Genomic DNA, 26,116 nt, shown 5'->3' on the forward strand with positions numbered 1-26,116 from the left:
GACTCCACACCGCCACACGCGCCGACCCCACCGCTCCTCACCCGAAAAGGGATGGCCGGGGCGGGCGGGCCGACTTCCGCAGGAAGAGGTACGCCCCGCCCCGGCCCGGAGCCCCGGTATCAAAGGCTCTGCGCGATCAGCTCCATGCCCTGCCGCACGTCGCCCGCCATCGCGGCAGAGGCCGCCGCGGCATCCCGCGCCAAGAGCGCCTTCAGCAGGTCCTTGTGGCGGTCGGGCAGGTTGCGCGTGCCGGTCTGGCCGCAGACCACCCGCAGCGACGGGCCGAATCGCAGCCATAGCCCCTCGGTCATCGACGTCAGGATCGGCGCGCGGGCCTCGGCGTTCAGGGCCGCGTGGAAGGCGAAGTTCTCCCGCAGGTAGGCCTCCACGTCGCCGCGCGCGATGGCCTGGTCCAGCCGGGCGTCGATCGCGGCCAGCGCCGTCACCGCCTCCGCGCCGATGCGTTCCGCCGCGCGCTCCGCCAGCCGCGTCTCGACGGTCAGCCGCGCCTCGGTCAGGTCGGCCACCGCCGCCGCGTCCAGCACCGGCACCATGATCCGCCGGTTACCCAGCGCGGCCAGCGCGCCCTCCGCCGTCAGGCGCCGCAGGGCCTCCCGCACCGGTGTCATGCCCGCGCCCATGCGGTCCACCAGCCCCTGGATGGTCACCGGCTCGCCCGGGGCCAGCGCGCCGAACAGCACCATCTCGCGCAGGGCGCGGTAGACCTGTTCATGTGCCGGAAGGCCCGCACCGTCGCGTATATCTGCCGCTTTCGTCACCACGTGCCTCCCCATTACGCATCCGGCGGCCAGAGCCGCTTGCACCCGTCATCAGGCCATGGAAACATCGCGCAAGTTGCCTCTCAGCGCAACTTATGATCAAAATCCTGGCACGGGGGCGCCGAAGACCCCCCGACCAACGGGAGAAAGAGATGACCAAGACCCCTATGACGACCCTGGCGAGCCTGACCGCCTCCGCGGCGCTGCTGGCCACCATGGCTGCCGCCGAAGAGGTGCGAGTCTACAACTGGTCGGACTACATCGACGAAAGCCTGCTCGAGAAGTTCGAGCAGGAAACCGGCATCGACCTGATCTACGACGTCTTCGACTCCAACGAACTTCTGGAAACGAAGATGCTCGCCGGCAACTCCGGCTATGACGTGGTGGTGCCCACCGGCACCTTCCTGCAGCGCCAGATCGCGGCCGGCGCCTTCCAGAAGCTCGACAAGGAGCAGCTGCCCAACCTCGACAACATGTGGGACACCATCGAGGAGCGCACGGCGAAGTACGACCCCGGCAACGAATACGCCATCAACTACATGTGGGGCACCACCGGCATCGGCGTGAACGTCCCCAAGGTCAAGGAACTGCTGGGCGAGGACGCCCCGCTCGACAGCTGGGACCTTGTGTTCAAGCCGGAGAACATGGAAAAGCTCGCCGAATGCGGCGTCCATTTCCTCGACGCCCCGGCCGAGATGCTGCCCGCCGCGCTGAACTACATCGGCGAGGACCCGGATAGCCATGACCCGGACGTGATCGCCAAGGCCGAAGAGGTCTACGCCCCGATCCGCCCCTACATCCAGAAGTTCCACTCGTCCGAGTACATCAACGCGCTCGCCAACGGCGAGATCTGCGTGGCCGTCGGCTGGTCCGGCGACGTGCTTCAGGCCCGCGACCGCGCCGCAGAGGCCGACAACGGCGTCGAGGTGGCCTACATCATCCCGAAGGAAGGCGCGCAGATGTGGTTCGACCAGATGGCGATCCCGGTCGACGCCCCGAACCCGGAGGGCGCGATGAAGTTCCTGAACTTCATCATGGACCCCGAGAACATGGCCGCGGCGTCGAACTACGTCTACTACGCCAACGGCAACAAGGCCTCGCAGGAATTCCTGAACGAGGACGTGATCGGCGACACCGCGATCTACCCGGACGAGGAGACGCTGGACAACACCTACACCACGACTCCCTACGATCCGAAGGTGCAGCGCGTGGTCACGCGCCTGTGGACCTCGATCAAGTCGGGCACCTGACACGCTGATCCCAACGACCGGCCCGCGCCCGACGACCCCGGCGCGGGTCACCTCACCTGCGGAAAGAACCACATGGCCCAGACCGTCTTTGCCCCTTGGGAGAACCCCGAGGAAAAACCGCTTATCCGGTTCCGGAACGTCACCAAGCGCTTCGGCGATTTCACCGCCATCGACGATCTGACGCAGGACATCTACGCGCGGGAATTCTTCGCGCTGCTCGGCCCCTCGGGCTGCGGCAAGACCACCCTGATGCGGATGCTCGCGGGCTTCGAACAGCCGACCGAGGGCCAGATCCTGCTCGACGGTCAGGACATCGCGAAGATCCCCGCCAACAAGCGCTCGGTGAACATGATGTTCCAGAGCTACGCGCTGTTCCCGCATCTCTCCGTCTGGGAAAACATCGCCTTCGGCCTGAAGCGCGCAAAGAAACCCAAGGCCGAGATCGAGAGCCGCGTGAGCGAGATGCTCCGCCTCACGCACCTCGAGAAGTTCGCCCAGCGCAAGCCCCACCAGATTTCCGGCGGCCAGCGCCAGCGCGTGGCCCTCGCCCGCTCGCTCGCCCGGGCGCCGAAACTCCTGCTCCTCGACGAACCGCTCGGCGCGCTCGACCGCAAGCTGCGCGAGGAAACCCAGTTCGAGCTGATGGACATCCAGGAGAAGACCGGGACCACCTTCATCATCGTGACCCACGACCAGGAAGAGGCGATGACCGTCGCCTCCCGCGTGGCGGTCATGGACCACGGCAAGATCATCCAGGTCGACACGCCCGACCGCATCTACGAGGCGCCCGTCTCGGTCTACGTGGCCGACTTCATCGGCGACGTGAACCTGTTCCGCGGTATAGCCGAGGCGCGCCCGGCCCCGCCCCCCGCCACGCCCGGGCCCGCGACCCAGCCCGAATCGAAGCTCCCCATGCCGGAGCCCGACACGCCGGAGGCCGAGGCCGCCCTGCAGGAGGCGGCAGAGGAACACGCCCGCCGCCCGCAGCCCAACGAACTGGGCCAGAAGCTGCACGACAAGGTGCTGGCGCCCATCGTCGGCAAGTGGCTGGAGGAACCGCAGAAGGCCCTGCCGCTGCCCGACGCCGCGCCGCAGACCGGCACCACCGCGGACCCCGTGACCGCCTCCGCCCCCGTGGCGCAGACCGCTCCGGCCCCCGCCGTGGCGGACGTGCCCCCCGGCGGCCTCGCCATCGCCTGGGCCGAAGGCCAGCCCAGGCTGATCGCCGTCAACGGCCCCGAGGAAAAGGCCGGCCAGAAGGTCGTCCTCTCGCTCCGCCCGGAAAAGATCGCGATCTCCAAGACACCGCCCGACGCCGTGAACGTGCTGAAGGGCAAGGTGATCGACATCGCCTACCTCGGCAACATCTCCACCTACCACGTCGAGCTTGCCGGCGGCCTGATGGTCAAGGCGCAGGCCACCAACACCCGCCGCGTCGCCAACCGCGACATCACCTGGGAGGACGAGGTCTACCTCTCCTTCACCACGACGGCGGGTGTCGTGCTGGAGGATGACGCGTGATCGACGAGGCCGCCAACCGGCGCAACGCCGCGCTCATGATCGCGCTGCTCGTCGCCGCGCTCTACTTCGCGGTGCGCACGGCGCTCCTGCTGGCAGGCCCCGGCCTCGACGATCCCGCCCTGCCCGTGCATGTCGCGGGGCTCGTCGCCACGCTGGGCGGCTTCCTCGCGCTCCTGAACAAGAGCGACGCAGACCAGCGCCGCGCCTTCCTCGGCAACGGGGTGATCGGCCTGCCCTACTTCTGGCTGCTGGCCCTGTTCCTCGTGCCCTTCCTGATCGTCCTGAAGATCTCGCTCTCGGACGTGGCGCTGGCCCGCCCGCCCTACATGCCGCAACTGGACCTCTCCGGCGGCTGGACGGCGATCACCGACTTCCTGTCGGAACTCGACTTCGAGAACTTCGTCTTCCTGACCAGCGACGACCTCTACTGGAAGGCCTACCTCAGCTCGCTCCAGATCGCGGTGATCGCCACCTTCGCAACCCTGCTGGTGGGCTACCCGATGGCCTACGGCATGGCGCGCGCGCCCAAGGAATGGCAGGCGACGCTGCTGATGCTGGTCATCCTGCCGTTCTGGACGTCCTTCCTGATCCGCGTCTACTCGCTGATGGGCATCCTCGGGAACGAGGGGCTGCTGAACCAGCTCCTGCTCTGGACCGGCCTCATCTCCACGCCGCTGCAGATCCTCAATACCAAGATCGCGGTCTACATCGGCATCGTCTACACCTACCTGCCGTTCATGATCCTGCCGATCTACGCCGCGCTCGAGAAGATGGACGAAAGCCTGCTCGAAGCCGCCGAGGACCTCGGCTGCTCGCGGCTCGAAGCCTTCTGGCTCGTCACCTTCCCGCTCTCGCGCGGCGGCATCGTGGCCGGCTGCTTCCTCGTCTTCATCCCGACGATCGGCGAATTCGTCATCCCCTCTCTGCTCGGCGGCTCCGGCACGCTGATGATCGGCAAGGTGCTGTGGGAAGAGTTCTTCAACAACCGCGACTGGCCCGTCGCCTCCGCGGTGGCGGTCATCCGGCTGCTGATCCTGATCGTCCCGTTCATCCTCTTCCAGCGCTCCGAGGAACGCGCAAGGCAGGCCGAGAAATGACCCGCCCCCCCCCGCCGTTCCCCCGCCCCCCTCCGGCCCGGCACAGGCCCGCGCGCCTTCATCTTGGCCGAAATACCTCGGGGGGAGCCGAAGGCGGGGGGCAGCGCCCCCCTCCCCGCCCGCCACCGCATCAAACCGCCGGCACCGGCGCGCCACGCAAGGCACAACCCCTCGGGAGCCGCCGCATGAAACGCTTCTCCTGGTTCAACGCCACCGCCCTGACGCTGGGCTTCGCCTTCCTCTACCTGCCGATGGTCGTGCTGGTCATCTACTCGTTCAACGCCAGCCGCCTCGTCACCGTCTGGGCCGGCTTCTCGACGCAATGGTACGCGGAACTCTTCCGCGACCAGGAATTCCTCGACGCGGCCTGGGTCACGCTGCGGGTCGCCTTCTTCTCCTCGACCATCGCCACGGTGCTGGGAACCATGGCCGCCCACGTGCTGATCCGCGCCGGTCGGTTCCGGGGGCGGACGCTCTTCTCCGGCATGATCTACGCGCCGCTCGTCATGCCCGAAGTCATCACCGGCCTCTCACTGCTTCTGCTGTTCATCGGCATCGGGCTGGACCGCGGCGTGCTGACCGTGGTGCTGGCGCACACCACCTTCGCCATGTGCTACGTCTCGGTCGTGGTCTCGTCGCGCCTCGCCACCTTCGACACCGCGCTGGAAGAGGCCGCGCTCGACCTCGGCGCCACCCCGTTCGAGGCCTTCCGCCTCGTGACGCTGCCGATCATCGCGCCCGCGGTGATCTCCGGCTGGCTGCTCGCCTTCACCCTGTCGCTCGACGACCTCGTGATCGCCAGCTTCACCACCGGCCCCGGCGCCACGACCCTGCCGATCAAGATCTTCTCGGCCGTCCGGCTCGGCGTCAGCCCGCAGATCAACGCGCTCTCGACCCTGCTGATCGTCTTCGTCACCATCGGCGTGATCACCGCCTCGCTGGTGACCAAACGGGGCGCCGTCCAGCGCGCGCGCGAGGAACGCGCTGCCGAAACCACCGCGTGATCCGGCTCTACGAACCGGCCGCCTACGCGCGCGATCCCGGCAGCTTCTGGACCGGCACGGTCACGCCCCCGGCGTGGCCGCGCCTCGACGCGCCCTTGAAGACGGATGTTGCCATCATCGGCGGCGGCTTCACCGGGCTGAACGCCGCGCTGACCCTGGCACAGGCCGGAACCCGCACCGCGCTGTTCGAGGCCGAGCCCCCCGGCTGGGGCGCCTCCACCCGCAACGGCGGCTTCTGCTGCATCGGCGGCGCACTGGCGAGCGGGACAACCCTCGCCCGCCGCCACGGCGCCGCCCAGGCCGCCCTCTGGCACGACACGCAGGTCGCCGCGGTGGCCCATGTCCGCGACCTCCTCGACACCCACGGCATCGACGCCGACACCCATTCCGACGGCGAAACCGAACTGGCCCACACCGCCCGCGCCATGAAGGCCCTGCGGCAGGAGGCAGAGGCCGACCCGACCGCCCGCCTCACCGAGCGACACGACCTCGCGGCCCAAGGCATGGCCGGTCCCTGGCACGGCGCCCTGACCCGCGCGACGGGCTTCGCCCTCAACCCCGCCAGATACCACGCGGGCCTCACCCGGGCCGCCGCCGACGCGGGCGCTTCCCTCCACGCCGACAGCCCCGTCACCGCGCTCAGCCGCAACGGAACCTGGCGCCTGACCGTCAACGGGCAGACCGTCACCGCCGACCGCGTCATCCTCGCCACCAACGGCTACTCGTCCGAGGACCTGCCCCCTTGGCTCCGCGCCCGCACCCTGCCGGTGCAAAGCTCCATCCTGCTGACCCGGCCGCTCACCGATGCCGAAGCGGAAAACGCTGGCTGGACCACCGCGCAGATGGCCTATGACTCCCGCCGCCTGCTGCATTACTTCCGCCGCCTGCCGGACGGGCGGATGCTGTTCGGGATGCGCGGCGGGCTGACCGCGCGGCCCGCCGAACAGGCGGCCATCGCGAAACGGATCCGCAAGGACTTCGCCGCAGCCTTCCCGGTCTGGGCGGACGTGGAGATCACGCACGAATGGTCCGGGCTGGTCTGCCTGATGGCCAGCGGCCACCCCTTCATCGGCGCCGTGCCGGACCACCCGGGCCTCGACGCGGCGCTGGGGTTCCACGGCAACGGCGTCGCCATGGGCAGCTACGCGGGCCACGCGCTGGCAAAGGCCCTGCTCGGCACGCCGACCGGCCTGCCCGACTTCCTGGCTAAACCGCCGGCCCGTTTCCCGCTGGGCCGCCACAGGCGCGCCCTTCTGCGCCCCGCCTACCGGATCGCGGAAGCCTTCGACCTCTGACCCCCCCAGATTTTTCGAAGGAAAATCTGCCCGCCGGTAAAATCTTCGACCGAAGATTTTACCCCTGCGGCGTCATGTTCGCCCGCGCCTGCCCGCGCTTCAGGCCCAGCTGCCGTTCGCGCCAGATGATGAGCACGCCGGCCAGCACGACGATGGCCGCGCCGATCAGCACGCTGGCTGTCGGCACCTCGTCGAAGAACGCGTAGCCGAAGAGGATCGCGAACAGGATCGAGGCGTATTCGAACGGCGCCAGCACTGCCGCCCCCGCGAACTTGTAGGACGAGGTCAGGAAGATCTGCGCCACGCCGCCGATCAGCCCGGCGGCCACCAGCATCCAGAACACCGCCCAGCCCGGCCATGTCCAGCCGAACGGCACGGTCGCCAGCGAAAACAGCGTCGCCGTCAGGGAGAAGTAGAACACGATGGCGGAGGTTTCCTCGCTCGACACCATGCGGCGGATCTGGATCTGCGCCAGCGCCCGCATCACCGTGGACACGCCGATGAAGATCAGGCCCAGCATGGCCGCCTCGCTCCAGGCGTCCGGCGACAGCCGCGGCCACAGCGCGATGGTCACCCCGCCAAGCCCCAGCAGAACCGCCGACATCCGGAACAGCCTCAGGCGTTCGCCCAGCATCAGCGCAGCCAGAAGTACCGTCAGCATCGGCGCGGCATAGCCCAGCACCGTGACCTCCGGCAGCGGCAGAAGCCCCAGCGCGGCAAAGTTGCAGCCCATGGCGGTCACACCCACCAGCCCGCGCCAGACGTGCATCAGGGGGCGCGTGGCCTTGAACCCGGTGCGCAGGTCGCCGCGCAGGGTGAGCCACATAACGATCACCGGCATGGCAAAGAACGAGCGGAAGAACACCGCCTGCCCCGCGGGCACCTCGGTCGAGCTGGCCTTGATGAGCGAGGCCATGATCGTGAACAGGAAGACGGAGGCCAGCTTCAGCGCAATGCCGCGCATCGGTGACATGTGAGAAGGTCCTTTCGCGTTGCCGCTACCGTGAACCCCGCCAGTCGGAAGGTCAATCTGCCTGCCCCGTTTTACATGCCTTCGGCATGGAAAAAATCGCAATGGGTTAACGCGGCAGAGGGCCACGCAACAGGCGCGCAGCGCCGTCGGGGCGAAAAGGTTACCAACCGGCCGTTTCGCCCCCCTCAACCGGCCGGTTCACCGGTAACGGCGGTGCAAGCTGTGTGAAGATTGTCCTGCGGTGTTGTGGACAGCCACTTCCGCGCCACCACATCTGCACGGCGCACGCCCTGTTACCCTTCCGTGCGCACCGTGCACGAAACCCGATTGTCACCGCGCGTTCACACCTCGGGACCAAGGCTCACGCGCGCGCCAATGTCTCCATACCGGAAACAGTCAACGGGTCAGGTCGTCTCCAGGCAATGCCGGCGGAAGGCCTTCTTCAGCATGTCGAGCTCGGCGCGCAGCAGGTCGACCTCCGCCCGGATGTCATCGCCCAGCGCCTCGCCCGAGATCAGCGAAAAGCTCTGCAAGACGCCGTTGGTCGCCGCGTCGGTGATCAGGAAGGTCTGCACCCCGTCGCCGATCGCCTCTGCCGGGACCGGCACCTGGAGCAGCCACTGCGCCCCCGCCTCCCGTGCCTTGCCGGCCACTTCGGTCACCATCACGCCGGTCACCGGCTGGTCGTTCAGCGTCACTTCGACGTCCGGCGCGGCGGTGCCTTCGGTGCTCAGCACCCCTTCCCAGAGCCCTTCCCGGAACCGCGTCTTCGTCAGGGTGAATGCGCTCATGCTCGGGACTCCTTCCGGCGGCTCACAGCGCCGCCCGCTTGCGGCGGCTGAACGTCAGGTCGCGGAGGATCACCTGGTTCATCTCCGGCCCTTCGAAGATCAGGTCGAGCCACATCTTCTCCACCCGCTTCTCGTTCAGCTTGGTGTAGGCGAGGTCGAACTCGACGTTGATCTCTTCCTCGTTCAGCGGCAGCTCACGGACGATCTGTTCCGTGTTCGGGCCGTGCTTGATGTTCAGTCTTGCAAAGATTTCAAGGGGTTTCTCCATCTCGACGATGGTATCGATCCGGATCAGGTGGCTGCGCTTCAGGCCCTGCGACGCCTCCTGCGGCAGGTCGATGGCCAGCGACAGGTAGGACCCGTCGAAACGGAAGACGTCCAGCCGCAGTCCGTAGGCGGCAAGGTCGGCCTCCCGCGTGTTGCGGATCTGGCGCAGGGTCAGTTCGGAGCGCGCGCAGTCGTGGAACAGCGTCGCCTCCCGACCCAGCATGCTTTGCGACTCGACCGAGGACATGCCGGGCCGCGGCAGCGGGCCGCACCACAGCTCCGGCCGCCAGGCCCAGTCGGCATCCACGGGGCGCGGAAAGGCCTGGTTGCCGATCATCGGCAGGGCCAGCCGTTCCTCCGCGACGTGGATCAGACGGTCGAGGTGCGTGCGCAGGCGCCGGGCGCGGTTGCGGCTTTCCCGGAGGGCGGCGAGGTCCATGCCGGAGGCGGAGCGCGCGGCCTGCGACCAGCGTCTCAGGCCCGCGGCAAAGACCATTTTGTCCAGCCATCCCTGCCGCTGCCCTGTCGTCATGCCGTGCCGTGTCCCCAAATGTCTTTTGCGCCTCCCGAATACGACAGATCGTTTCGGGTTCGGAAACCATTATGGCTTACACCACGGTTCGAATAAACGCGAAAAACCACGATATCGTTACGCTTTTCCTTGAATCCGCCCGCGCGGCGGCTTCACCCTTCCTTCACGGACTTGCGCGTACAATGAAGTCACGCACCTGCCCCAGCATCCGCGCCCCGTCACGACCCGCCATCGCATCGCCCTCCGGCGCGTAAAGCGCCAGACCGACCATGTGACCGCCCTGCAGGAAGGCCCCCCGCCAGTAGCGCTGATCGCCCTCGCTCAGCATCTTGTCGCCGCCGCTGCCGAGGTGGGCCAGGGTCAGCCCGTCATCCTCGTAGGCCCCCAGCAGGGGCGCCCCCGCAGCCTTCGCCAGCGCAGCCGGATCGGGCACCGCGCCCCCCGGGTCCTTCGGGCCGACAGTCACCGTCACGATCACCGGCGGCACGTTGTAGCCCGCCTTGCCGCCCGACAGGATGTAGCACGACGCGATCACGGCGACCCCCTGCCCGTTCCGCGAGCGTGAGGTTTCCGGGTCGATGCAGTAGCCCTCCGGCCCGTCCACGACGACGGCGCCCCCGGCAAGGGACACCTTTTCGAGCGGGGGCTTGCTGCCCGTTGACGCGCCCGCCAGATCGGTGGCGGGCATGTCGCAGGCGGCAAGCCACAGCGCCGCCGCGAGGACCATGAAGATCGTTCCGCGCATCGGCGTCAGAGATCGGCGTAGACGTGTTTCTCGGCCTTGCCGCCCGGATGGGTGACCGCGCCCTTGTAGGTCTCACCGACCAGTTGCGCGTATTTCCAGAGCGACCCGGACGCATAGATCGTGCCCCGCGGCCCGGCCCAGGCTTTCTTGCGGGCGGCCAGTTGCTCGTCCGTCAGGTCCACCGACAGCTTGCCGGTCAGGGCGTTGATGGTGATGACATCGCCCGTCTCCACCAGCGCGATCGGCCCGCCGTGCGCCGCCTCGGGACCGACGTGACCCACGCAGAACCCGCGCGTCGCGCCGGAGAAGCGCCCGTCGGTGATCAGCGCGACCTTCTTGCCCATGCCCTGCCCGGACAGCGCGGCGGTGGTGGCCAGCATCTCGCGCATGCCGGGGCCGCCAGCGGGGCCCTCGTTGCGGATGACCAGCACCTCGCCTTCCTTGTAGGCGCGCATCTTGACCGCCTCGAAGCAGTCCTCCTCGCATTCGAAGACCCGCGCGGGGCCGGTGAACACTTGATCCTCCGCCGCGATGCCCGCGACCTTCACGATGGCGCCCTGCGGGGCGAGGTTGCCCTTCAGACCTACGACGCCGCCGGTCTTGGTGATCGGCGTTTCGATGGGATAGATCACCTTGCCGTCGGCCTCGCGCTCGATCAGGTCGAGTTCTTCGCCCATGGACCGACCCGTTGCGGTCATGCAGTCCTCGTGGATCAGGCCCGCCTTGCGCAATTCCTTCATCACGACAGGCACGCCGCCGACCTCGTAGAGGTCCTTGGCCACGTAGTTGCCGCCCGGCTTGAGGTCGACGAAGTAGGGCGTGTCCCGGAAGATCTCGCACACGTCGTCGAGGAAGAACTCCAGCCCCGCCTCATGCGCGATGGCGGGCAGATGCAGGCCTGCGTTGGTCGAGCCACCGGTGCAGGCGACGACACGCGCGGCGTTTTCCAGCGACTTCATGGTGACGATGTCGCGGGCGCGGATGTTGCGTTCCAGCAGGTTCATCACGGCGATGCCGGACGCGGTGCCGTACTGGTCGCGGCTTTCGTAGGGCGCGGGTGCGCCGGAGGAATTCATCAGCGCAAGGCCGATTGCCTCGGACACGCAGGCCATGGTGTTGGCGGTGAACTGGCCGCCACAGGCCCCGGCAGAGGGGCAGGCCGCCTTCTCGATAGCGCGCAGTTCCTCGTCGGAGTTGGCGCCTGCCTGGTGCCTGCCCACGGCCTCGAACACGTCCTGCACGGTGATGTCGCGGCCCTGGTATTTGCCCGGCATGATCGACCCGCCGTAGATGAACACCGACGGCACGTTGAGCCGCACCATGGCCATCATCATCCCCGGCAGGGACTTGTCGCAACCCGCCAGCCCCACGAGCGCATCGTAGCAGTGTCCGCGCATGGTCAGCTCGACCGTGTCGGCGATGGCTTCGCGGGAGGCGAGCGAGGCGCGCATGCCCTCGTGTCCCATGGCGATGCCGTCGGTCACGGTGATGGTGGTGAATTCGCGCGGCGTGCCGGAGGCTTCCTTGACGCCCAGCTTCACCGCCTGCGCCTGCCGGCTCAGCGAGATGTTGCAGGGCGCGGCCTCGTTCCAGCAGGTCGCCACGCCGATCAGCGGCTGGTGGATCTCTTCCTCGCTGAGCCCCATGGCGTACATGAAGGAGCGATGCGGCGCACGGGCCGGGCCTTCGGTGACGTGACGGCTGGGCAGTTTGGTCTTGTCAAACGGACGCTTGAGCACGGCTATTTCCTCCCGGTAATTGTCCCATCCGGCATAGCCTCAGTCCCCCAACGGGGCAAGCGAGTCATGGTATACCAAATGTGAAAGGGCGGGAGGTGCGCGCTAGCCCGCGCCGATCAGGGCGCCAGCACCGAACACCAGCGCCCCGCCCAGAACCACCTGGAAGGCCGCGCGCCAGAACGGCGTTTCCATGAACCTGTTCTGGATCCACGCGATGGCCCAAAGCTCGACGAAGACAACGATTGTCGCGACGATGGTGGCGGTCCAGAAATGCGGGATCAGATAGGGCAGCGCATGTCCCAGCCCGCCGAGCGCCGTCATCACACCGGCCGCGATGCCGCGCTTGACCGGCGAACCGCGCCCCGAAAGTTGCCCGTCGTCCGACGCCGCTTCCGTGAAACCCATGGAAATGCCCGCGCCGACAGAGGCCGCCAGACCGACAAGGAAGGTCGTCCAGGTGTCCTGCGTCGCAAAGGCGGTGGCGAAGATCGGCGCCAGGGTCGAGACCGAGCCATCCATCAGCCCCGCAAGGCCCGGCTGCACCCATGTCAGGAGGAACTGGCGCTTGGCCATGTCGTCCTCGGACTGGCGGGAGTCGGCGTCGAGGTGTTCGGCCTCCAGCCCCTCGGCAGCCTTCTGGTGGCCTGCTTCGGCGGCGGCGAGGTAGCCCAGCAGCTTGCGGGTGCCAGCGTCCGTGGTCCGTTGCGCGGCGGCGGTGTAGAAGCGTTCGGCGTCGCGTTCCATCGCCTCCGCCTCGGTGCGGATGCGTTCGAGCGAGAGGTTTTCAACCAGCCAGACGGGTTTGCGCGCGTAGAAGCCGGCGACGTGCTCGCGGCGGATCAGAGGGATGACCTCGCCGAACCGCTGCCGGTGCAGTTCGATCAGGGAGGCGCGGTGATGATCCTCTTCCTCGGCCATGCCGTCGAAGATCGCGGCGGTGTCGGGATACTCCGCCCGCAGCCGTTCCGCGTAGCTCCGGTAGATCCGGGCGTCGTCCTCTTCGGACGAGATCGCCAGTGCCAGCACTTCCTGCTCTGAAAGATCGCCGAAACGCCGACGCTGCATCGAAAACCGCATGTCACACCCTTCTTTAGATCGGTTCTAAAGTAGTCATCGGCCCGCCCGCCGCAAGCCGGAATTCGTGACAGGGCCAATTCGCCGCATCGCTTCTACCCACCCTTGACGTTTTCTATCCGATGCGCCATTTCTGAACCGAACAGTTTAGTTCAGAAAGTGATCGGGAGATTCTTCATGACACGTCTTGCCACTGCCGCGCTCCTTGCCGCCTCCGTCCTTGCCGCGCCCGCGTTAGCGGATGTCGGGCCTTCCTACCTGCCGAACCTGACCTTCCCGGACAACGGCCCGAAGCCCGCAACCTCGACCCAGGGGCAGGATCAGGACCAGCGCCCTGTCCAAGGTGAGGTCTGCACGCTGAACCAGCCCACGACCTGCCGGTAAACCGCTCTTGCATTGCGGCGGCTTGCCCGAACTGAACCGCGCGGTCTATACATGCGTTCTACGACAGGAGGGGCGACATGACCGCGGGACACACCGCAGAGGCCCGGGCTGACGATACAGCCCGGGATCGCGCACAGGACATCCGGAAGGGCCGCAAGTACGATCAGGTGCTCGCCGGCGCGCAGGAGGTCTTCATGCGCGACGGGTTCGAAGGTGCCTCGGTCGACGACATCGCCCGCGAGGCCGGTGTATCCAAGGCGACGCTCTACAGCTACTTCCCGGACAAGCGCCTCCTGTTCCTCGAGGTGACCTCTGCCCAGTGCTGCAGGCAGGCGGACGAGGCGCTTCTTTCCATCGAGATGACCCACACGCCGGAACACGTTCTGCGCGACGCAGGTCACCGCATCCTGACCTTCATGCTGTCGGAACTCGGCCAGCGGATCTTCCGGATCTGCGTCGCCGAAGCCGACCGTTTCCCGGAACTCGGGCGCCAGTTCTACCAGTCCGGCCCGATGATCGCCAAGCGCGCTCTGTCCGGCTATCTGGACGTCGCCCGCACGCGCGGCGAGATCGTCACCGACGACGTGTCGCTCGCCGCCGACCAGTTCGCCGAGCTGTGCAAGGCCGATCTCTGGCCCAAGGCGGTGTTCGGTCTCCAGACGGAGTTCACCCAATCCGAACGCGACCGGATTGTGGATGGCGCTGTCGCCACCTTCATGGCACGTTACGGCGCAAAGTGACCCCTTCGAAAGGAGCCGCCGCCATGACACAGGCCATGAAAACCGTATCCGAAAACCGCTGCTTCGGCGGCGTCCAGGGTGTCTACAGCCACGCCTCCGAGGCCACCTCGTGCGAAATGACCTTTGGCCTCTTCCTGCCGGAGGAAGCGACGCATGTCCCGGTCCCGGTGCTGTGGTACCTGTCCGGCCTGACCTGCACACACGAAAACGCCATGACCAAGGCCGGGGCGCAGGCCTGGGCCGCAGAACATGGCATCGCGCTGGTCTTTCCCGACACGTCGCCGCGCGGCGAGGGCGTTGCCAACGACGAGGCCTATGACCTCGGCCAGGGCGCCGGTTTCTACGTGAACGCCACGGAGTCTCCCTGGGCGCCGCATTTCCGCATGTGGGATTACGTGGCCGAGGAGCTGCCCGCGCTGATCGGTGCCAACTTCGCCATTGATCTGGAGCGGCAGGCGATCACCGGGCACTCGATGGGCGGGCACGGCGCGCTGACGCTGGCCATGTCGCTGCCGGGGCGCTTCGCCTCCGTCTCGGCGTTTTCGCCGATCGCCAACCCGACGCAGTCCGACTGGGGCACCAAGCAGCTGGGCGCCTACCTTGGCGACGACAAGGCGGCGTGGGAAAAGCACGACAGCTCCCTCCTGATGCGCGAAAAGGGTTTCGACGGGCCGGTGCTGATCGATCAGGGATCGAAGGACCAGTTCCTCGATCTCCTGAAGCCCGAGGCGCTGGCGGAGGCGATGACCGCCAAGCGGCAGGACGGGGTCTTCCGGATGCAGAACGGCTATGACCACAGCTATTTCTTCGTCTCGACCTTCATGGAGGACCACGTGGCCTTCCACGCAGAGGCAATGCTGGGCTGATCTCCGTGACCACACTTTACATCGACGCCGACGCCTGCCCGGTGAAGGAAGAGGCCGAGCGCGTGACCACCCGCCACAAGGTGCCCATGAAGCTGGTATCGAACGGCGGCATCCGCCCGTCGCGCAACCCGCTGGTGGACATCGTCGTGGTGTCCTCCGGCGCGGACGAGGCCGACAAGTGGATCGCCGATCAGGCCGGGCGCGGCGACGTGGTGGTGACGAACGACATCCCGCTTGCCGCGAAATGCGTGGAGGCCGGGGCGCAGGTGCTGCGGCCCGACGGCTCTGCGCTGACCGGCGCCAACATCGGCGCGCAACTTGCGATGCGCGACCTCGCCGCTGACCTGCGCGCTGCCGATCCCTTCCGGCAGGGCGGCGGCAAGTCGTTCACGAAGGCCGACCGGAGCCGTTTCCTCGATGCGCTGGACCGGGCGCTGCGCATGGCCGCGAAGGAGAAGGGATGACCATCGAAGCCGTGATCTTCGACGTCGGCAACGTGCTGATCGAATGGCAGCCGGAGCGTTACTACGATCCGAAGATCGGCGCCGACCGGCGCGCGGCGATGTTCGCAGAGGTTGACCTGCACGGGATGAACGACCTTGTCGACCGAGGCGCCGACTTCCGTGAAACGATCTATGGCTGGGCAGAGAAGTACCCGCGCTGGCACGATGAGATCCGGCTCTGGCACGACGACTGGCTGGAGATGGCGAAACCGGCGATCCCCCACTCCGTCCGCTTGCTGGAGGCGCTGAACGCAAAGGGCGTGACGACCTTCGCGCTTACGAACTTCGGCATCGGAACCTGGGCCATCGCGACGCCGGTCTACGGTTTCCTCAACAGCTTCAGCCATGCCTACGTCTCCGGCCACATGGGTGTGACAAAGCCCGACGCACGCATCTACGAGATGGTCGAGGCGCACTCCGGCATCGTTCCCGGAAACCTGCTGTTCACCGACGACCGGGCCGAGAACATCGAGGCCGCGGCGGCGCGCGGCTGGCAGACTCACCTGTTCGACGGGCCGCAGGGCTGGGCCGATGCGCTGGTGTCCCACGGTCTGCTGACACCGGACGAGGCGCGGTGAGCACGGCGGCGACACTCGCCGCACTGGCCCTCGCCGGGCTGCCCGCTGCGCGTGAACTGCGCCGCACACCGCGCAACGCACGTTTCCGCCAGCAGGCCCCGGGCCGTTTCGCGGAGCTGTCGCAGGGACACACGCATTACGACTGGCTCGGTCCCGAACGCGGCGCGGTCATGGTCTGCGTGCACGGGCTGACCACGCCGTCCTACGTCTGGCTCGGGCTGGCGCGGCACCTCGTCGCCATGGGTTTTCGCGTGCTGGTCTACGATCTTTACGGACGCGGCTATTCCGACGCGCCGAGGAGTCCGCAGACACCTAGCTTTTTCACGAGGCAACTGGAGGATCTGCTGGCGCACGAGGGCCTGACCGACGACCTGACGCTGGCAGGCTACTCCATGGGAGGCGCCATTGCCGCGCATTGGGGAGCTGCAAACCCGGACCGCCTGCGCCGCCTGATCCTGCTGGCCCCCGCCGGTATGGGCCATCAGGTCGGACCCGTCGCACGCTTTTGCACGGAATGGCCGCTGGCCGGCGACTGGCTGTTCCACATGGCCTACCCGACCCAGTTTGCCCGCACCGCACGGGCTGCGGCCCATGCCGACAGCAGCGTCGACGACATCGCCGGGCTTCAGGTGGCAGAGCTGCGGCGGCGCGGGTTTCTGCGGTCTGTCCTCTCCTCCCTGCGCGGCACGTTGCGGCGCGATACGGAGGAGGCGCACCGCGCGCTGCACAAGGCAAGGGTGCCCGTCGCGGCGATCTGGGGGCGCGACGACACGGTGATCCCGCTGCGCGCCATGGGTCGGCTGACCGAATGGAACCGCGACGCCCGCCACGCGGTGATCGAAGGCGCCGGCCACGGGCTGCCGTGGTCGCATACCGAACAGGTGGCCGAGGCAATCCGCGACACGTGGGAAGGGCCGATGGTCTGACCGCAGCGCAGCCGGGTCAGGCGGCCAAGGCGCCCGCAGGCGGAGTCGTGCGGTTTTCCTTCACCGGCAGGTGCACCAGCGCGCTGAACGCGCCGACCCCGACGCCGATCCACCAGACCATGGTGTAGTCGCCGAAGACGTCGTACATCCGCCCGCCCAGCCACACGCCGAGGAACCCGCCCAACTGGTGGCTGAAGAACACGATGCCATAGAGCGTGCCCATGTAGCGCAGCCCGTAGAGGTGCGCGATCAGGCCGGAGGTCAGCGGCACCGTCGCCAGCCACAGCGCGCCCATCACGGCCGAGAACACGAGCACCGACACCGGCGTGATCGGCAGCATGATGAATGCCGCCGCCGCAACGGTGCGGGCGAGGTAGATGAAGGCCAGCAGGTACTTGCGCTGGAAACGGTTGCCCAGCCAGCCCGCCGTCAGCGTACCCGCGATGTTGAACAGCCCGATCAGCGAGATGGAGACCGCCCCGAGCGCCGACGTGGTGGTTATCCCCATGCCCGACAGGATGCCCCCCGCCATGATCGGCGAGCAGAGCTCGGTCACGAGGGCGGGAAAGTGCGCGGTGACGAAGGCAAGCTGGTAGCCGCAGGAAAAGAAGCCGAGGAAGATCATGGTGAAGGACGGATCGCGGAAGGCGCGGCCGAGGATCTCGCCCATTGTCTCCTCCAGCTCGGCCTTGGAGGCCGCCGCCGGGGCGCGCATCATCGGCAGCGCCAGCAGCACTGCAAGCACCGCCACGGCGAAGACGATAAAGACCATCTGCCACGACATCACGCCCAGCAGAGCCTCTGCCACCGGTGCGCCGAAGACCTGCCCGGCGCTGCCCGCCGCGGTGGCGATAGCCAGCGACATGGAGCGGTTCTCGGCACTGGACGCGCGACCCACGACGGCAAGGATCACGCCGAAGCCGGTGCCCGCCACGCCGAAGCCCACCAGCACTTCCCACGCCTGCATGGCAAACGGCGTCTCCGCGAAGGACGACATGACGAGGCCGGCTGCATAGATCACAGCGCCGATGATGATGGCCTTCCGGTCGCCGATCTTCTCGGCCACGGCGCCGAACAGCGGTTGGCCGATCCCCCATGCGAGGTTCTGGATGGCGATGGCGAGCGAGAACTCTGCCCGTGCCCAGCCGAATTCCTCGGCGATGGGGATCTGGAAGACGCCGAAACTGGCCCGGATCGCGAAGCTGACCATGATGATCACGCAACCGACGATCAGCACGGGTGTGACAATGGGGGCCGGTCTGTCCATGATCGTTACTCCTGCAGCGTTGCACGATCAGAACCGCAGATGCGGAATTAGGTCAATTTCTCTTACGTGATATTGCCCATCACAATGCGTGATGAACTGTGCAGAAAACCAAACGACAAGGCATGGTCAGATCATGGCACAGAGGGAAATCAAGCTGGCATTTCACGGCGTTCCGAGGTCCGTCCCCCTCTACACATCCGCCGCGGCCCGCGCTAAAGGCGAGGCATGACAACTGTCCCCGACCTCTATGCCAAGCGCGTTCAGGACGGCCGGCTGAAGCCCGACGAGGCACAGCGCGGCGCCCTTCCCGCCTTCGAACGCATCCGCGCCGAACTGGCCGATCCGCCGAAGCGCGGCCTTTTCCGCAAGGCGCCGGAACCGCCGAAGGGCCTCTACCTCTGGGGGGGCGTCGGGCGCGGCAAGTCGATGCTGATGGATCTGTTTGTCGAAACGCTGAACGTCCCGGCCCGGCGCACGCATTTCCACAGCTTCATGCAGGAAATCCATTCGGAGATGCACCGCCTCCGCAAGGAGGGGGTCGAGGATCCGATCAAGCCGATCGCAAAGGCGGTGGCCGACTCGGCCAAGGTTCTGGCCTTCGACGAGATGCAGATCACCGACATCACCGATGCGATGATCGTGGGGCGGCTGTTCGAACAGTTGTTCAGCGCGGGCACCGTGGTGGTCACCACGTCGAACCGCATACCCGACGACCTCTACAAGGACGGCCTGAACCGGCAGTTGTTCCTGCCATTCATCGAGCTCATCAAGGACAAGCTGGAGGTGCGCGAGCTGGCCTCCAAGACGGACCACCGGCAGGACCGGCTAGCCGGGACGCAGGTCTTTTTTACCCCGGCAAACGCCGAGGCGCGCCAGAAGATCGACGAGATCTGGGAAGAGCTGACGCACGGCATCGAGGACACGCTGACGCTGCATGTGAAGGGCCGCGAGGTGGAACTGCCGCGCTATCGCAATGCCATGGCACGGGCGAGTTTCTTCGACCTGTGCGGCCGCGCGCTGGGACCGGCGGACTACCTCGCGCTGGCCGACGCAGTGCGCGTGCTGGTGCTGGAGGACATTCCCCGCCTCTCTCGTCACAACTTCAACGAGGCGAAGCGTTTCGTGACCCTGATCGACGCGCTCTACGAGGCCCGCGTCCGGCTGATCGCCACCGCCGCCGCCGAACCGGAGAGCCTTTACGTCGAAGGTGCGGGCAGTTTCGAGTTCGAGCGCACCGCCTCCCGCCTGCGCGAGATGCAGGCCGCCGACTGGGCCGGCGAACAGGGCTGACGCGACAAGGAACAGGGCCCCTCGGGGCCCTGCTTGGTACTGGCTGCTCGTTTTTGCTTCTCTGCCTTGAAAGGGGTCAGTCCGGGATGGTGAGCACCATGCCGGGCCTCAGTTCGCCCGGCGTGCGCAGCACGTCCGTGTTTGCCACCAGGATCTGGAGGTAGGCGACGGTGGTTCCGAAATGCCGGAAGGCGATGCCGGGCAGGCTGTCGCCCGCCTGCACCGTGTAGGTCCTTGCTGCGGCGGCGACCGGGGTGGCCGGTTCGGGTGCCGCGATGCGCGCGGCCTTGATTGTTTCGGTCTGCGGCGCCGCAGATACGGGTTTCTGAAGCTCGCGGAGGATGCCGTAGCCCATGGCCTGCATGGCATCGTTGACGCGCTGTTCGGAGGTTGCGGGGACTGCCTGGCCGGTCCGTGAAACCGCGGCCGGTTCCGGCGTCAGCGCCGCCACTTCGGACGGGCGCGCGACGGGCCGCAGGTCTGCGGAGGTGTCGGTCTCGCCAATCGGTTCGGAGGGACGCGGGGCAGCTAGCGGCTCCATCGCGGGTTGAAGGCCCATCGCATCGCGGGTGGCGCGGCTGACCTGATCGGAACGCCCCGTATCGTCCGGCATGGCGCCGCCAACCACCCAGACCAGCGCCACAGTGCTCATCACGAAGCCAGCGGCCATCAGGATCGCGCGGATCATCCGGCCCATCCTGCCCGGCGGGCCATCGCAGGCATACCGGGACGGTTCGCTGAAAGCGATGTCATGCAAGAAATCCCCCGAGACTCCGCGCCGTGATGTTGCCAGTCCGCGCGGTTGCCGAGGACCATAGGCGAATCACTTGCGCTGCGTCAACATCTAGGTGGTTCGCCTAGCTGTTCCGTATTAAGGCGCAATTCTGTGCTAGAAGTGGTAGGTCATTTTTTCGGCAGGACGAGCGTCTGACCCGGACGCAGGTCGTCCGGCCTGCTCATGATCGACCGGTTCGCCGTGAACAGCGGCCCAGTCATGTTCACGTCGCCATAGATCTTCTCGGCAATCGACACGAGGCTGTCACCGGACACCACCACATAGACCTGAGGGCCGCCCGCAGGAGTCGTGGACCCTGACGCCTCGGCCGCCGTCGCAGGCGTTCCGTCCAGCGACCGACGCACGATGGCGTGCAGCAGGCTACCGGGCTGGCCGGGCGCGGTTTCGCGGCCCGTCGCCTGGTTGAGGCTGGACAGCGTGTTCCACGTCATCCGGCGCATCTCCCGGTCGTCCGGTGTGCTGACGGCCCGTGTCACGGACGGTGCGGCGGGCTCGGCTTGCGGCAGGCTGGCCTGTTGCAGTGGCGCGGGCGCCGGTGTCGCTTCGGGCGTCATCGGGACGACGGGCACCTCAGCGGTCGCCGGTGTCGGCAAGTCTAGATCGGTGCGCGTCACGGGTTCGGCTGCTGCGGCCTCTGACACGTCCCTGCGCGCGCCCGGTTGCACGACGATCAGCGCGACGGTGATCGCGATGAACCCGATTGCGAAAAGCACCATGCGGATCATACCGACGTTCCCACTTACTGACCCGCGGCGAGGCTGAGACCAAGACCGTCCCACGCCTTCAGACCACCGCGGTAAAACTTCAGCTTTGTCGGGGGATAGCCTGCGTCCAGCAGGTTCCGCACCGCCGCAGCCGCCAGACCGTCGTCCGCCCCCCCGGCAAAAAGGACAAGGTCAAAGGCGCCGGAGAAATCCCCGCTCCGTACCCCGAGCGCCTCCAGAAGATCGTCGCGGTACGGGTTCTCCGGCGCGAGCGTGGAGGCCGGGACATTCACCGCCCCCGGCACCGTGCCGGTCGAGAAGGCCTCGGGAAGGCGGGCATCGACCAGCAGGCCGCGGCCCTCCGACACGAACAGTTCGAGGAAGTCCAGCACCTCCAGCTCGCCGACCGTCGCGACGCCGGAGGCCGCCTGCATGGGCGTCACGCAGGACGGCGGACAGACAGGCCCGCTCCGCGCGATGCGCAGCGGTTGACCGTTCAGCGTCGTCTGGAACGCGGTCAGGTTCTCCGTGATGCGGCTGGACTGGGCGAACGCGGGCACGGCCGCGCCCATCAAGGCGAAGCAAAGGGTCGGATAAAGACCTTTGGCCATGCTGCTCGTCCTCTGAGGCGCCTCTTGCGGGCCACCCGATCTTGTCGTTTTGACGAAATATAGGCCGCGGGCGTCGAATCAGTCAACATCGGGGGCCTGTTCTGGACGGATACTTGATCCCTCAAGGCATCAGTCTGCGCCGCCACCCGTCATCTGCGCGGCGATGGCGCGATCCAGTCCCAGCCAGTCCAGCGCATCCTCGACGGACCCCAACACGTGCGACGACAGGTAAGCGCTTTCGTTCAGCATGGCGACGTAGACCATGATCCCCGACAGGACGCCCGGATTGTCGGCGACGAAGGCAATCCTGCGGTGGACCTGACGCTTGGCTGCATCGGCTTTCACCATGTCCGTCATCATCTCGCTGCCGTTCGTCTGAAGCGAGAAATCTTCGGTTCCGCGCATGTCGTGCAGGGAAAAGCGCACGTCATCGGCGCCGGGCAGGGACAGGAACTCTTCGTAGCCGCGTGACATGTCACCCAGCGTGATGCGCTGCTGCCCCAGGATGCGGACGTGGAGGAGCCTGTGTTCCGCGAGAATGTGTTGATGAAACGGCAATTGCATCACCTCCCTTGCCCGGCATGGCCGCAGCTTCAGGAAAGATACTATAGGAATGCATGTTTGCGCGATCAACTATACGAATTGAGCACCCTGCCCGCCAGATAGAGAGAGCCGCAGATCACCACGCGCGCGGCGGGATCGGTTTTCCCGATCCGGTGGATGGCTTCGGTGACATCCATACACACCTCGGCAGCGTGACCGACCTCCGCCGCCATGCGCGCCGTTTCCTCCGCGGGAAGGGTATTGGCCTCCCCGGAGATGGACACCGCCAGAAGGCCCTTGGCGCGGGCGGCGAGCGGACGCAGGAAACCGCGCGCGTCCTTGGTGTTCAGCATGCCGCACACCAGCCACGTCGGGCGGTCCGGCAGGCCTGCGAGATGCGCGGCGATGGCTTCTCCGGCAGCGGGGTTGTGGCCGCCGTCGAGCCAAAGCTCGATCCCCGGCAAGCTGTCGAGGTCCGGCCCGTGCCGCAGCCTTTGCATCCGCGCCGGCCAATAAGCTTGTGTCACCGCCGCTTCATGTGCCGCCTCTCCGGCGCCGAGATGCCGCAGGGCCGCCAGGGCCGCACCTGCGTTCTGCACCTGATGTGCGCCGGGCAGATTCGGCATAGGCAGGTCCAGCAGACCGGTTTCATCCTGATAGACCAGACGTCCCCGCTCTTCCCAGGCGTGCCAGTGCTGGCCGTAGGCCAGAAGCGGTGCGCCGAGGGCCTGCGCCCGTGCCTCGATCACGTCCATCGCCTCATCCGGTTGCGAACCGACGACGCAGGGCACGCCGCGTTTCAGGATCCCCGCCTTCTCGCCCGCGATCTTCGCCAGCGTGTCGCCAAGAAAGCTTTCGTGATCCATCGAGATCGGCGTGATGATCGTCAGTTCCGGCTTCTCGACGACGTTCGTCGCGTCGAGGCGTCCGCCGAGGCCGGTCTCAAGCAGGGTGAAATCGGCGGGCGTGCGGGCCATGGCCAGAAGCGCGGCGCAGGTCGTGATCTCGAAATAGGTGATCGGCGCGCCGCCATTGGCGGCCTCGCATTCGTCCAGAACCGCGGCCAGCGCGTCTTCGGTGATCAGCGTCCCGGCCAGACGGATACGTTCATGGAACCGGACGAGATGCGGCGAGGTATAGGCGTGGACGCGCTTGCCCTCGGCCTCCAGCCCGGCGCGGATCATCGCCTGGGTCGACCCCTTGCCGTTGGTCCCGGCAAGATGGATCACGGGGGGCAGGTCGCGCTCCGGATGCCCCAGCGCCTCGAGCAGGCGCCAGACCCGGTCCAGAACGAGGTCGATGACCTTGGGATGCAGCGCCATCAGGCGCTCCAGTATCACGTCAGAGCCCTGACCCATCTCTTTCACATCCTCGAAAGGGGCGTTCAGCCCGGTCTCACGCCTTGGTGTTGTCCAGTGCCGCGTTCGGCTCCCGCACCATGTCCTCCGGCCCCGGGGCCGGAAGATCGCCCCACGTCGGCGGCGGCATCTTCATCAGCAGGCGGCACAGCACGATCAGCTCCTCGCGCATGTCGCGGCGGTCGGTCACCCGGTCGAGCATGCCGTGCTCCAGCAGGTACTCGGCGCGCTGGAAGCCTTCGGGCAGCTTCTCGCGGATGGTCTGCTCGATCACGCGCGGGCCGGCAAAGCAGATAAGCGCGCCGGGTTCGGCGATCTGCACGTCGCCCAGCATCGCGTAGGAGGCCGTCACCCCGCCGGTGGTCGGATGGGTCAGGACGACGATATACGGCAGCCCGGCTTCCTTCAGCATCTGTACCGCGACGGTGGTGCGCGGCATCTGCATGAGGCTCAGGATGCCCTCCTGCATGCGCGCGCCGCCCGCGGCCGAGAACAGGATCAGCGGGCGGCCCAGCTTCACCGCCTCTTCGGCAGCGGCGACGATGGCATTGCCCACGTACATGCCCATCGATCCGGCCATGAAGCTGAAGTCCTGCGCGGCACAGACCACGGGCGTGCGTCCGATCTCGCCGGCGCCGACCAGCATGGCCTCCTTCTCGCCTGTGCCCTTCTGCGCGGCGCGCACCCGGTCGGGGTAACGCTTGGAGTCGCGGAAATGCAGCGGGTCGGCCATCGGTTCCGGCACGGCCACCTCGGCGTAGATGCCGCCGTCGAACAGCGCGTGAAAGCGGTCACGCGGCGTGATGTGCATGTGGTGGCCGCAATTGGTGCAGACGTTCAGGTTGTCGCTGATCTCGCGGTGAAACAGCATCGTTCCGCAGCTTTCGCACTTCGACCACAGGTTCTCCGGGACTTCCCGGCGGGAGAAGATCGAATTGATGCGCGGACGGACGTAGTTGGTGATCCAGTTCATGGAAGCCCCGAGTTCATCGTTTGCGCGTCACTTATGCCCCGCTGCGACGAATTGCAATCTTCCCCTCGGGTGGCGTCTGGTTCGCGGGCGCCGTGAAAGGGCCGTCGCGCAAGCCAATCCGGCCCGCGCGACGGCCTGTAGGGCGGGGCTCTGCGCCGCCCCCGTTCCGGTCAGTAGCAGTCTACGCCGCAGCTTGGCGGCATGGGCGGCAGGTTGAAACTGCCCCCAGATCCGAGGTGGCAGACCCCACCGCAGCCGACGCCTTCGGTGTTCACCCAGCCCGGCCGCGCCGGGGTGCCGCTGTAGGGCGCGTAACGCGAATGCCGGATCGAGGTGTTGGGGACGTTGACCGTGTTGACCTCCGCCTCCACCGCCAGCGTGAACCCGGCAGAGCCCGGCCCGTTCACCGCCGAACATCCCGATCCGCCCTGCCCGCCGCGCAGCAGCTTGCACCATGTGGGGTCGTCAGGCGACACGAGGAAGACGTTGTTGCCCTTGTGACAGGCCGGGCAGGTTTCCGACAGCTCGCTGCCGTCCTTCAGGTCCCGGATCACCAGCGTCTCCGTTGCCCATGGCACGCGCTGGTTGTCGGACCGCCGGATGTTGTCCCAGAAGCAGGCGTTGCCGGTCTCGGCCGACTGGCAGATGATCCCGGCAAGGCTTCCCGGCCCGCCTGTTCCGCGCGGCAGGGCCACGCAGGCGCCGCGCTTGCCCGTGACATTCCACGTCCAGACATTGGCCACGGCGCCGGGCGAGAGCAGGTTCGTGGACAGGCCTCCCTGTTCGCGCCACGCCGTTCCGGTCAGTGCGAAATCCGGCGGCACCGGCACCCCGGCGGCGGCGCATTCCCGCATGTAGTCGGTCCGCAGGAACCACCGGATGATCCAGTCATTGATCTCCACGATGATCACGAAGTCGGTCAGCAGTTTCGGCTCGACCAGCTTCTGACGGACCATCTCGTCGCGGATGAAATCCACCCGCCAGAGGTATCCCGACCGCAGTTCGTCAGGCAGGCGGTGGGCCATCGCGCGCACCAGCTCAAGGTCGAGCAGCACCGCCTCCGGCCCTTTCAGCTCGCCGCGCCGGCGCATCTCCAGCCCGCGGTCGAGGATCTGTTTCAGTTGCGCCTCCGCCTCGCGCTCCAGCACCGGTTTCTCCGGGTCTTCCGCCCGGACGACGCCCAGCATCTCCTCGGCGATTTCTGTCATGTCGCGCTCCGACAGGGTGACACGCTGGCCCTCGATGCCGAACAGCACGCCATGTCCGGACAGCGTCATCCGCTTCTGGAAGCCAAAGCGCACGTCCGCGCGCAGCTCCGGCGGGATCATGACGCTGCCGTTGTCGAGCACGATCTGCTTGCGATCCTCGGCAGGCGTGGCGAGGAAGTCGGAGATCGCCCGCTCCATCCTGTTGTGGAAGTTGTCCTGCGCCTGGGCCGCACATGGCAGAAGCACAGGGAAAAGCACGGCGGCCACGCGGGCCACCCCCTTGAAATGTCTCATGGTTTCAA

Annotated in this window: 27 protein-coding genes and 1 pseudogene; 13 read left to right on the top strand and 15 right to left on the bottom strand. The window is 67.1% G+C overall.

Annotated features, from left to right (window positions below; all coding sequences use genetic code 11):
• Positions 1–119: 119 nt before the first annotated feature.
• On the bottom strand, positions 120–782 hold the full coding sequence (locus tag ACU0DV_RS13105; RefSeq protein WP_283981545.1) for a GntR family transcriptional regulator: 663 nt from the start codon (positions 780–782) through the stop codon (positions 120–122).
• A gap of 149 nt (positions 783–931) precedes the next feature.
• Here ACU0DV_RS13105 and ACU0DV_RS13110 point away from each other — a divergent pair, with 149 nt between their 5' ends.
• The 6 genes and pseudogenes from ACU0DV_RS13110 (at position 932) to ACU0DV_RS13135 (ending at position 6,946) form a co-directional block, all read left to right on the top strand.
• Positions 932–2,029: a polyamine ABC transporter substrate-binding protein gene (locus ACU0DV_RS13110; RefSeq protein ID WP_198521858.1), complete on the top strand. Its 1,098-nt coding sequence runs from the start codon at positions 932–934 to the stop codon at positions 2,027–2,029.
• Positions 2,030–2,101: 72 nt separating this feature from the next.
• Positions 2,102–2,875, top strand: a pseudogene (locus tag ACU0DV_RS13115) (ABC transporter ATP-binding protein); the annotation flags it as partial.
• Between the two features lie 66 nt (positions 2,876–2,941).
• Positions 2,942–3,550 carry a TOBE domain-containing protein gene (locus tag ACU0DV_RS13120; protein WP_446241685.1) on the top strand — a complete coding sequence of 203 codons (609 nt, stop codon included), beginning with the start codon at positions 2,942–2,944 and terminating at the stop codon, positions 3,548–3,550.
• Positions 3,547–4,647 carry an ABC transporter permease subunit gene (locus ACU0DV_RS13125; protein ID WP_446273551.1) on the top strand — a complete coding sequence of 367 codons (1,101 nt, stop codon included), beginning with the start codon at positions 3,547–3,549 and terminating at the stop codon, positions 4,645–4,647. Before ACU0DV_RS13120 ends, ACU0DV_RS13125 begins: the two co-directional genes overlap by 4 nt.
• A 185-nt stretch (positions 4,648–4,832) precedes the next feature.
• Positions 4,833–5,651 (top strand): ABC transporter permease, encoded by an 819-nt coding sequence (locus ACU0DV_RS13130; RefSeq protein WP_283981549.1) that lies wholly within the window; start codon positions 4,833–4,835, stop codon positions 5,649–5,651.
• Entirely contained in the window at positions 5,648–6,946 is a 1,299-nt protein-coding gene (locus ACU0DV_RS13135; protein ID WP_446241578.1) for an NAD(P)/FAD-dependent oxidoreductase, read from the top strand. Before ACU0DV_RS13130 ends, ACU0DV_RS13135 begins: the two co-directional genes overlap by 4 nt.
• 58 nt (positions 6,947–7,004) lie before the next feature.
• Here the strand turns inward: ACU0DV_RS13135 and ACU0DV_RS13140 are convergent, their stop codons facing one another.
• From ACU0DV_RS13140 to mbfA, 6 genes are all read right to left on the bottom strand, one after another.
• Positions 7,005–7,919, bottom strand: a complete 915-nt coding sequence (locus tag ACU0DV_RS13140) for a DMT family transporter (RefSeq protein ID WP_446241579.1) — start codon at positions 7,917–7,919, stop codon at positions 7,005–7,007.
• A 404-nt stretch (positions 7,920–8,323) separates the two neighbouring features.
• The gene (locus tag ACU0DV_RS13145) at positions 8,324–8,710 is read right to left on the bottom strand and encodes a hypothetical protein (protein WP_100928521.1); all 387 of its coding nucleotides are present in this window, start codon (positions 8,708–8,710) and stop codon (positions 8,324–8,326) included.
• A 22-nt stretch (positions 8,711–8,732) separates the two neighbouring features.
• The gene (locus ACU0DV_RS13150; protein ID WP_100928522.1) at positions 8,733–9,509 is read right to left on the bottom strand and encodes a DUF6478 family protein; all 777 of its coding nucleotides are present in this window, start codon (positions 9,507–9,509) and stop codon (positions 8,733–8,735) included.
• 163 nt (positions 9,510–9,672) lie between these two features.
• Positions 9,673–10,254, bottom strand: coding sequence for a dihydroxy-acid dehydratase (locus ACU0DV_RS13155; protein ID WP_446241580.1), 582 nt, complete (start codon positions 10,252–10,254; stop codon positions 9,673–9,675).
• Positions 10,255–10,259: 5 nt separating this feature from the next.
• On the bottom strand, positions 10,260–11,993 hold the full coding sequence (gene ilvD / locus ACU0DV_RS13160; protein ID WP_446241581.1) for a dihydroxy-acid dehydratase: 1,734 nt from the start codon (positions 11,991–11,993) through the stop codon (positions 10,260–10,262).
• 102 nt (positions 11,994–12,095) lie between these two features.
• On the bottom strand, positions 12,096–13,070 hold the full coding sequence (mbfA, locus tag ACU0DV_RS13165; RefSeq protein ID WP_100928525.1) for an iron exporter MbfA: 975 nt from the start codon (positions 13,068–13,070) through the stop codon (positions 12,096–12,098).
• A gap of 174 nt (positions 13,071–13,244) precedes the next feature.
• On the opposite strand from mbfA, the gene ACU0DV_RS13170 reads away from it, so the two are divergent.
• From ACU0DV_RS13170 to ACU0DV_RS13195, 6 genes are all read left to right on the top strand, one after another.
• A complete protein-coding gene (locus ACU0DV_RS13170) occupies positions 13,245–13,451 on the top strand; it encodes a hypothetical protein (RefSeq protein ID WP_446241582.1) in 207 nt (68 codons plus the stop codon).
• A 77-nt stretch (positions 13,452–13,528) separates the two neighbouring features.
• Positions 13,529–14,191, top strand: coding sequence for a TetR/AcrR family transcriptional regulator (locus ACU0DV_RS13175; RefSeq protein WP_446241583.1), 663 nt, complete (start codon positions 13,529–13,531; stop codon positions 14,189–14,191).
• A gap of 35 nt (positions 14,192–14,226) precedes the next feature.
• Positions 14,227–15,057, top strand: coding sequence for an S-formylglutathione hydrolase (fghA, locus tag ACU0DV_RS13180; protein ID WP_446241686.1), 831 nt, complete (start codon positions 14,227–14,229; stop codon positions 15,055–15,057).
• Between the two features lie 5 nt (positions 15,058–15,062).
• On the top strand, positions 15,063–15,521 hold the full coding sequence (locus ACU0DV_RS13185) for a YaiI/YqxD family protein (RefSeq protein WP_283981554.1): 459 nt from the start codon (positions 15,063–15,065) through the stop codon (positions 15,519–15,521).
• Positions 15,518–16,138 carry an HAD family hydrolase gene (locus ACU0DV_RS13190; RefSeq protein WP_446241584.1) on the top strand — a complete coding sequence of 207 codons (621 nt, stop codon included), beginning with the start codon at positions 15,518–15,520 and terminating at the stop codon, positions 16,136–16,138. Before ACU0DV_RS13185 ends, ACU0DV_RS13190 begins: the two co-directional genes overlap by 4 nt.
• Positions 16,135–17,064: an alpha/beta fold hydrolase gene (locus ACU0DV_RS13195; protein WP_446241585.1), complete on the top strand. Its 930-nt coding sequence runs from the start codon at positions 16,135–16,137 to the stop codon at positions 17,062–17,064. The genes ACU0DV_RS13190 and ACU0DV_RS13195 overlap by 4 nt, the downstream gene beginning before the upstream one ends.
• 16 nt (positions 17,065–17,080) lie before the next feature.
• On the opposite strand, the gene ACU0DV_RS13200 is transcribed toward ACU0DV_RS13195, so the two are convergent.
• Positions 17,081–18,331: an MFS transporter gene (locus tag ACU0DV_RS13200; protein ID WP_100928530.1), complete on the bottom strand. Its 1,251-nt coding sequence runs from the start codon at positions 18,329–18,331 to the stop codon at positions 17,081–17,083.
• Positions 18,332–18,556: 225 nt separating this feature from the next.
• Here ACU0DV_RS13200 and zapE point away from each other — a divergent pair, with 225 nt between their 5' ends.
• A complete protein-coding gene (gene zapE, locus ACU0DV_RS13205) occupies positions 18,557–19,621 on the top strand; it encodes a cell division protein ZapE (RefSeq protein ID WP_370311415.1) in 1,065 nt (354 codons plus the stop codon).
• 76 nt (positions 19,622–19,697) lie between these two features.
• On the opposite strand, the gene ACU0DV_RS13210 is transcribed toward zapE, so the two are convergent.
• The 7 genes from ACU0DV_RS13210 to ACU0DV_RS13240 form a co-directional block, all read right to left on the bottom strand.
• Entirely contained in the window at positions 19,698–20,309 is a 612-nt protein-coding gene (locus ACU0DV_RS13210; protein ID WP_446241586.1) for a LysM peptidoglycan-binding domain-containing protein, read from the bottom strand.
• A 215-nt stretch (positions 20,310–20,524) separates the two neighbouring features.
• Positions 20,525–21,142: a LysM peptidoglycan-binding domain-containing protein gene (locus tag ACU0DV_RS13215; RefSeq protein ID WP_446241587.1), complete on the bottom strand. Its 618-nt coding sequence runs from the start codon at positions 21,140–21,142 to the stop codon at positions 20,525–20,527.
• 14 nt (positions 21,143–21,156) lie between these two features.
• Positions 21,157–21,732, bottom strand: a complete 576-nt coding sequence (locus ACU0DV_RS13220) for a rhodanese-like domain-containing protein (protein WP_446241588.1) — start codon at positions 21,730–21,732, stop codon at positions 21,157–21,159.
• A gap of 129 nt (positions 21,733–21,861) precedes the next feature.
• A complete protein-coding gene (locus ACU0DV_RS13225) occupies positions 21,862–22,290 on the bottom strand; it encodes a hypothetical protein (RefSeq protein ID WP_446241589.1) in 429 nt (142 codons plus the stop codon).
• Between the two features lie 71 nt (positions 22,291–22,361).
• Positions 22,362–23,633 (bottom strand): bifunctional folylpolyglutamate synthase/dihydrofolate synthase, encoded by a 1,272-nt coding sequence (locus ACU0DV_RS13230; RefSeq protein ID WP_446241590.1) that lies wholly within the window; start codon positions 23,631–23,633, stop codon positions 22,362–22,364.
• A 37-nt stretch (positions 23,634–23,670) separates the two neighbouring features.
• Positions 23,671–24,606, bottom strand: coding sequence for an acetyl-CoA carboxylase, carboxyltransferase subunit beta (gene accD, locus ACU0DV_RS13235; RefSeq protein ID WP_100928537.1), 936 nt, complete (start codon positions 24,604–24,606; stop codon positions 23,671–23,673).
• Between the two features lie 170 nt (positions 24,607–24,776).
• Complete coding sequence (locus tag ACU0DV_RS13240) at positions 24,777–26,108, bottom strand: hypothetical protein (RefSeq protein WP_446241591.1); 1,332 nt, start codon at positions 26,106–26,108, stop codon at positions 24,777–24,779.
• Positions 26,109–26,116 lie beyond the last annotated feature (8 nt).

It is taken from the genome of Sagittula sp. (assembly GCF_052825245.1).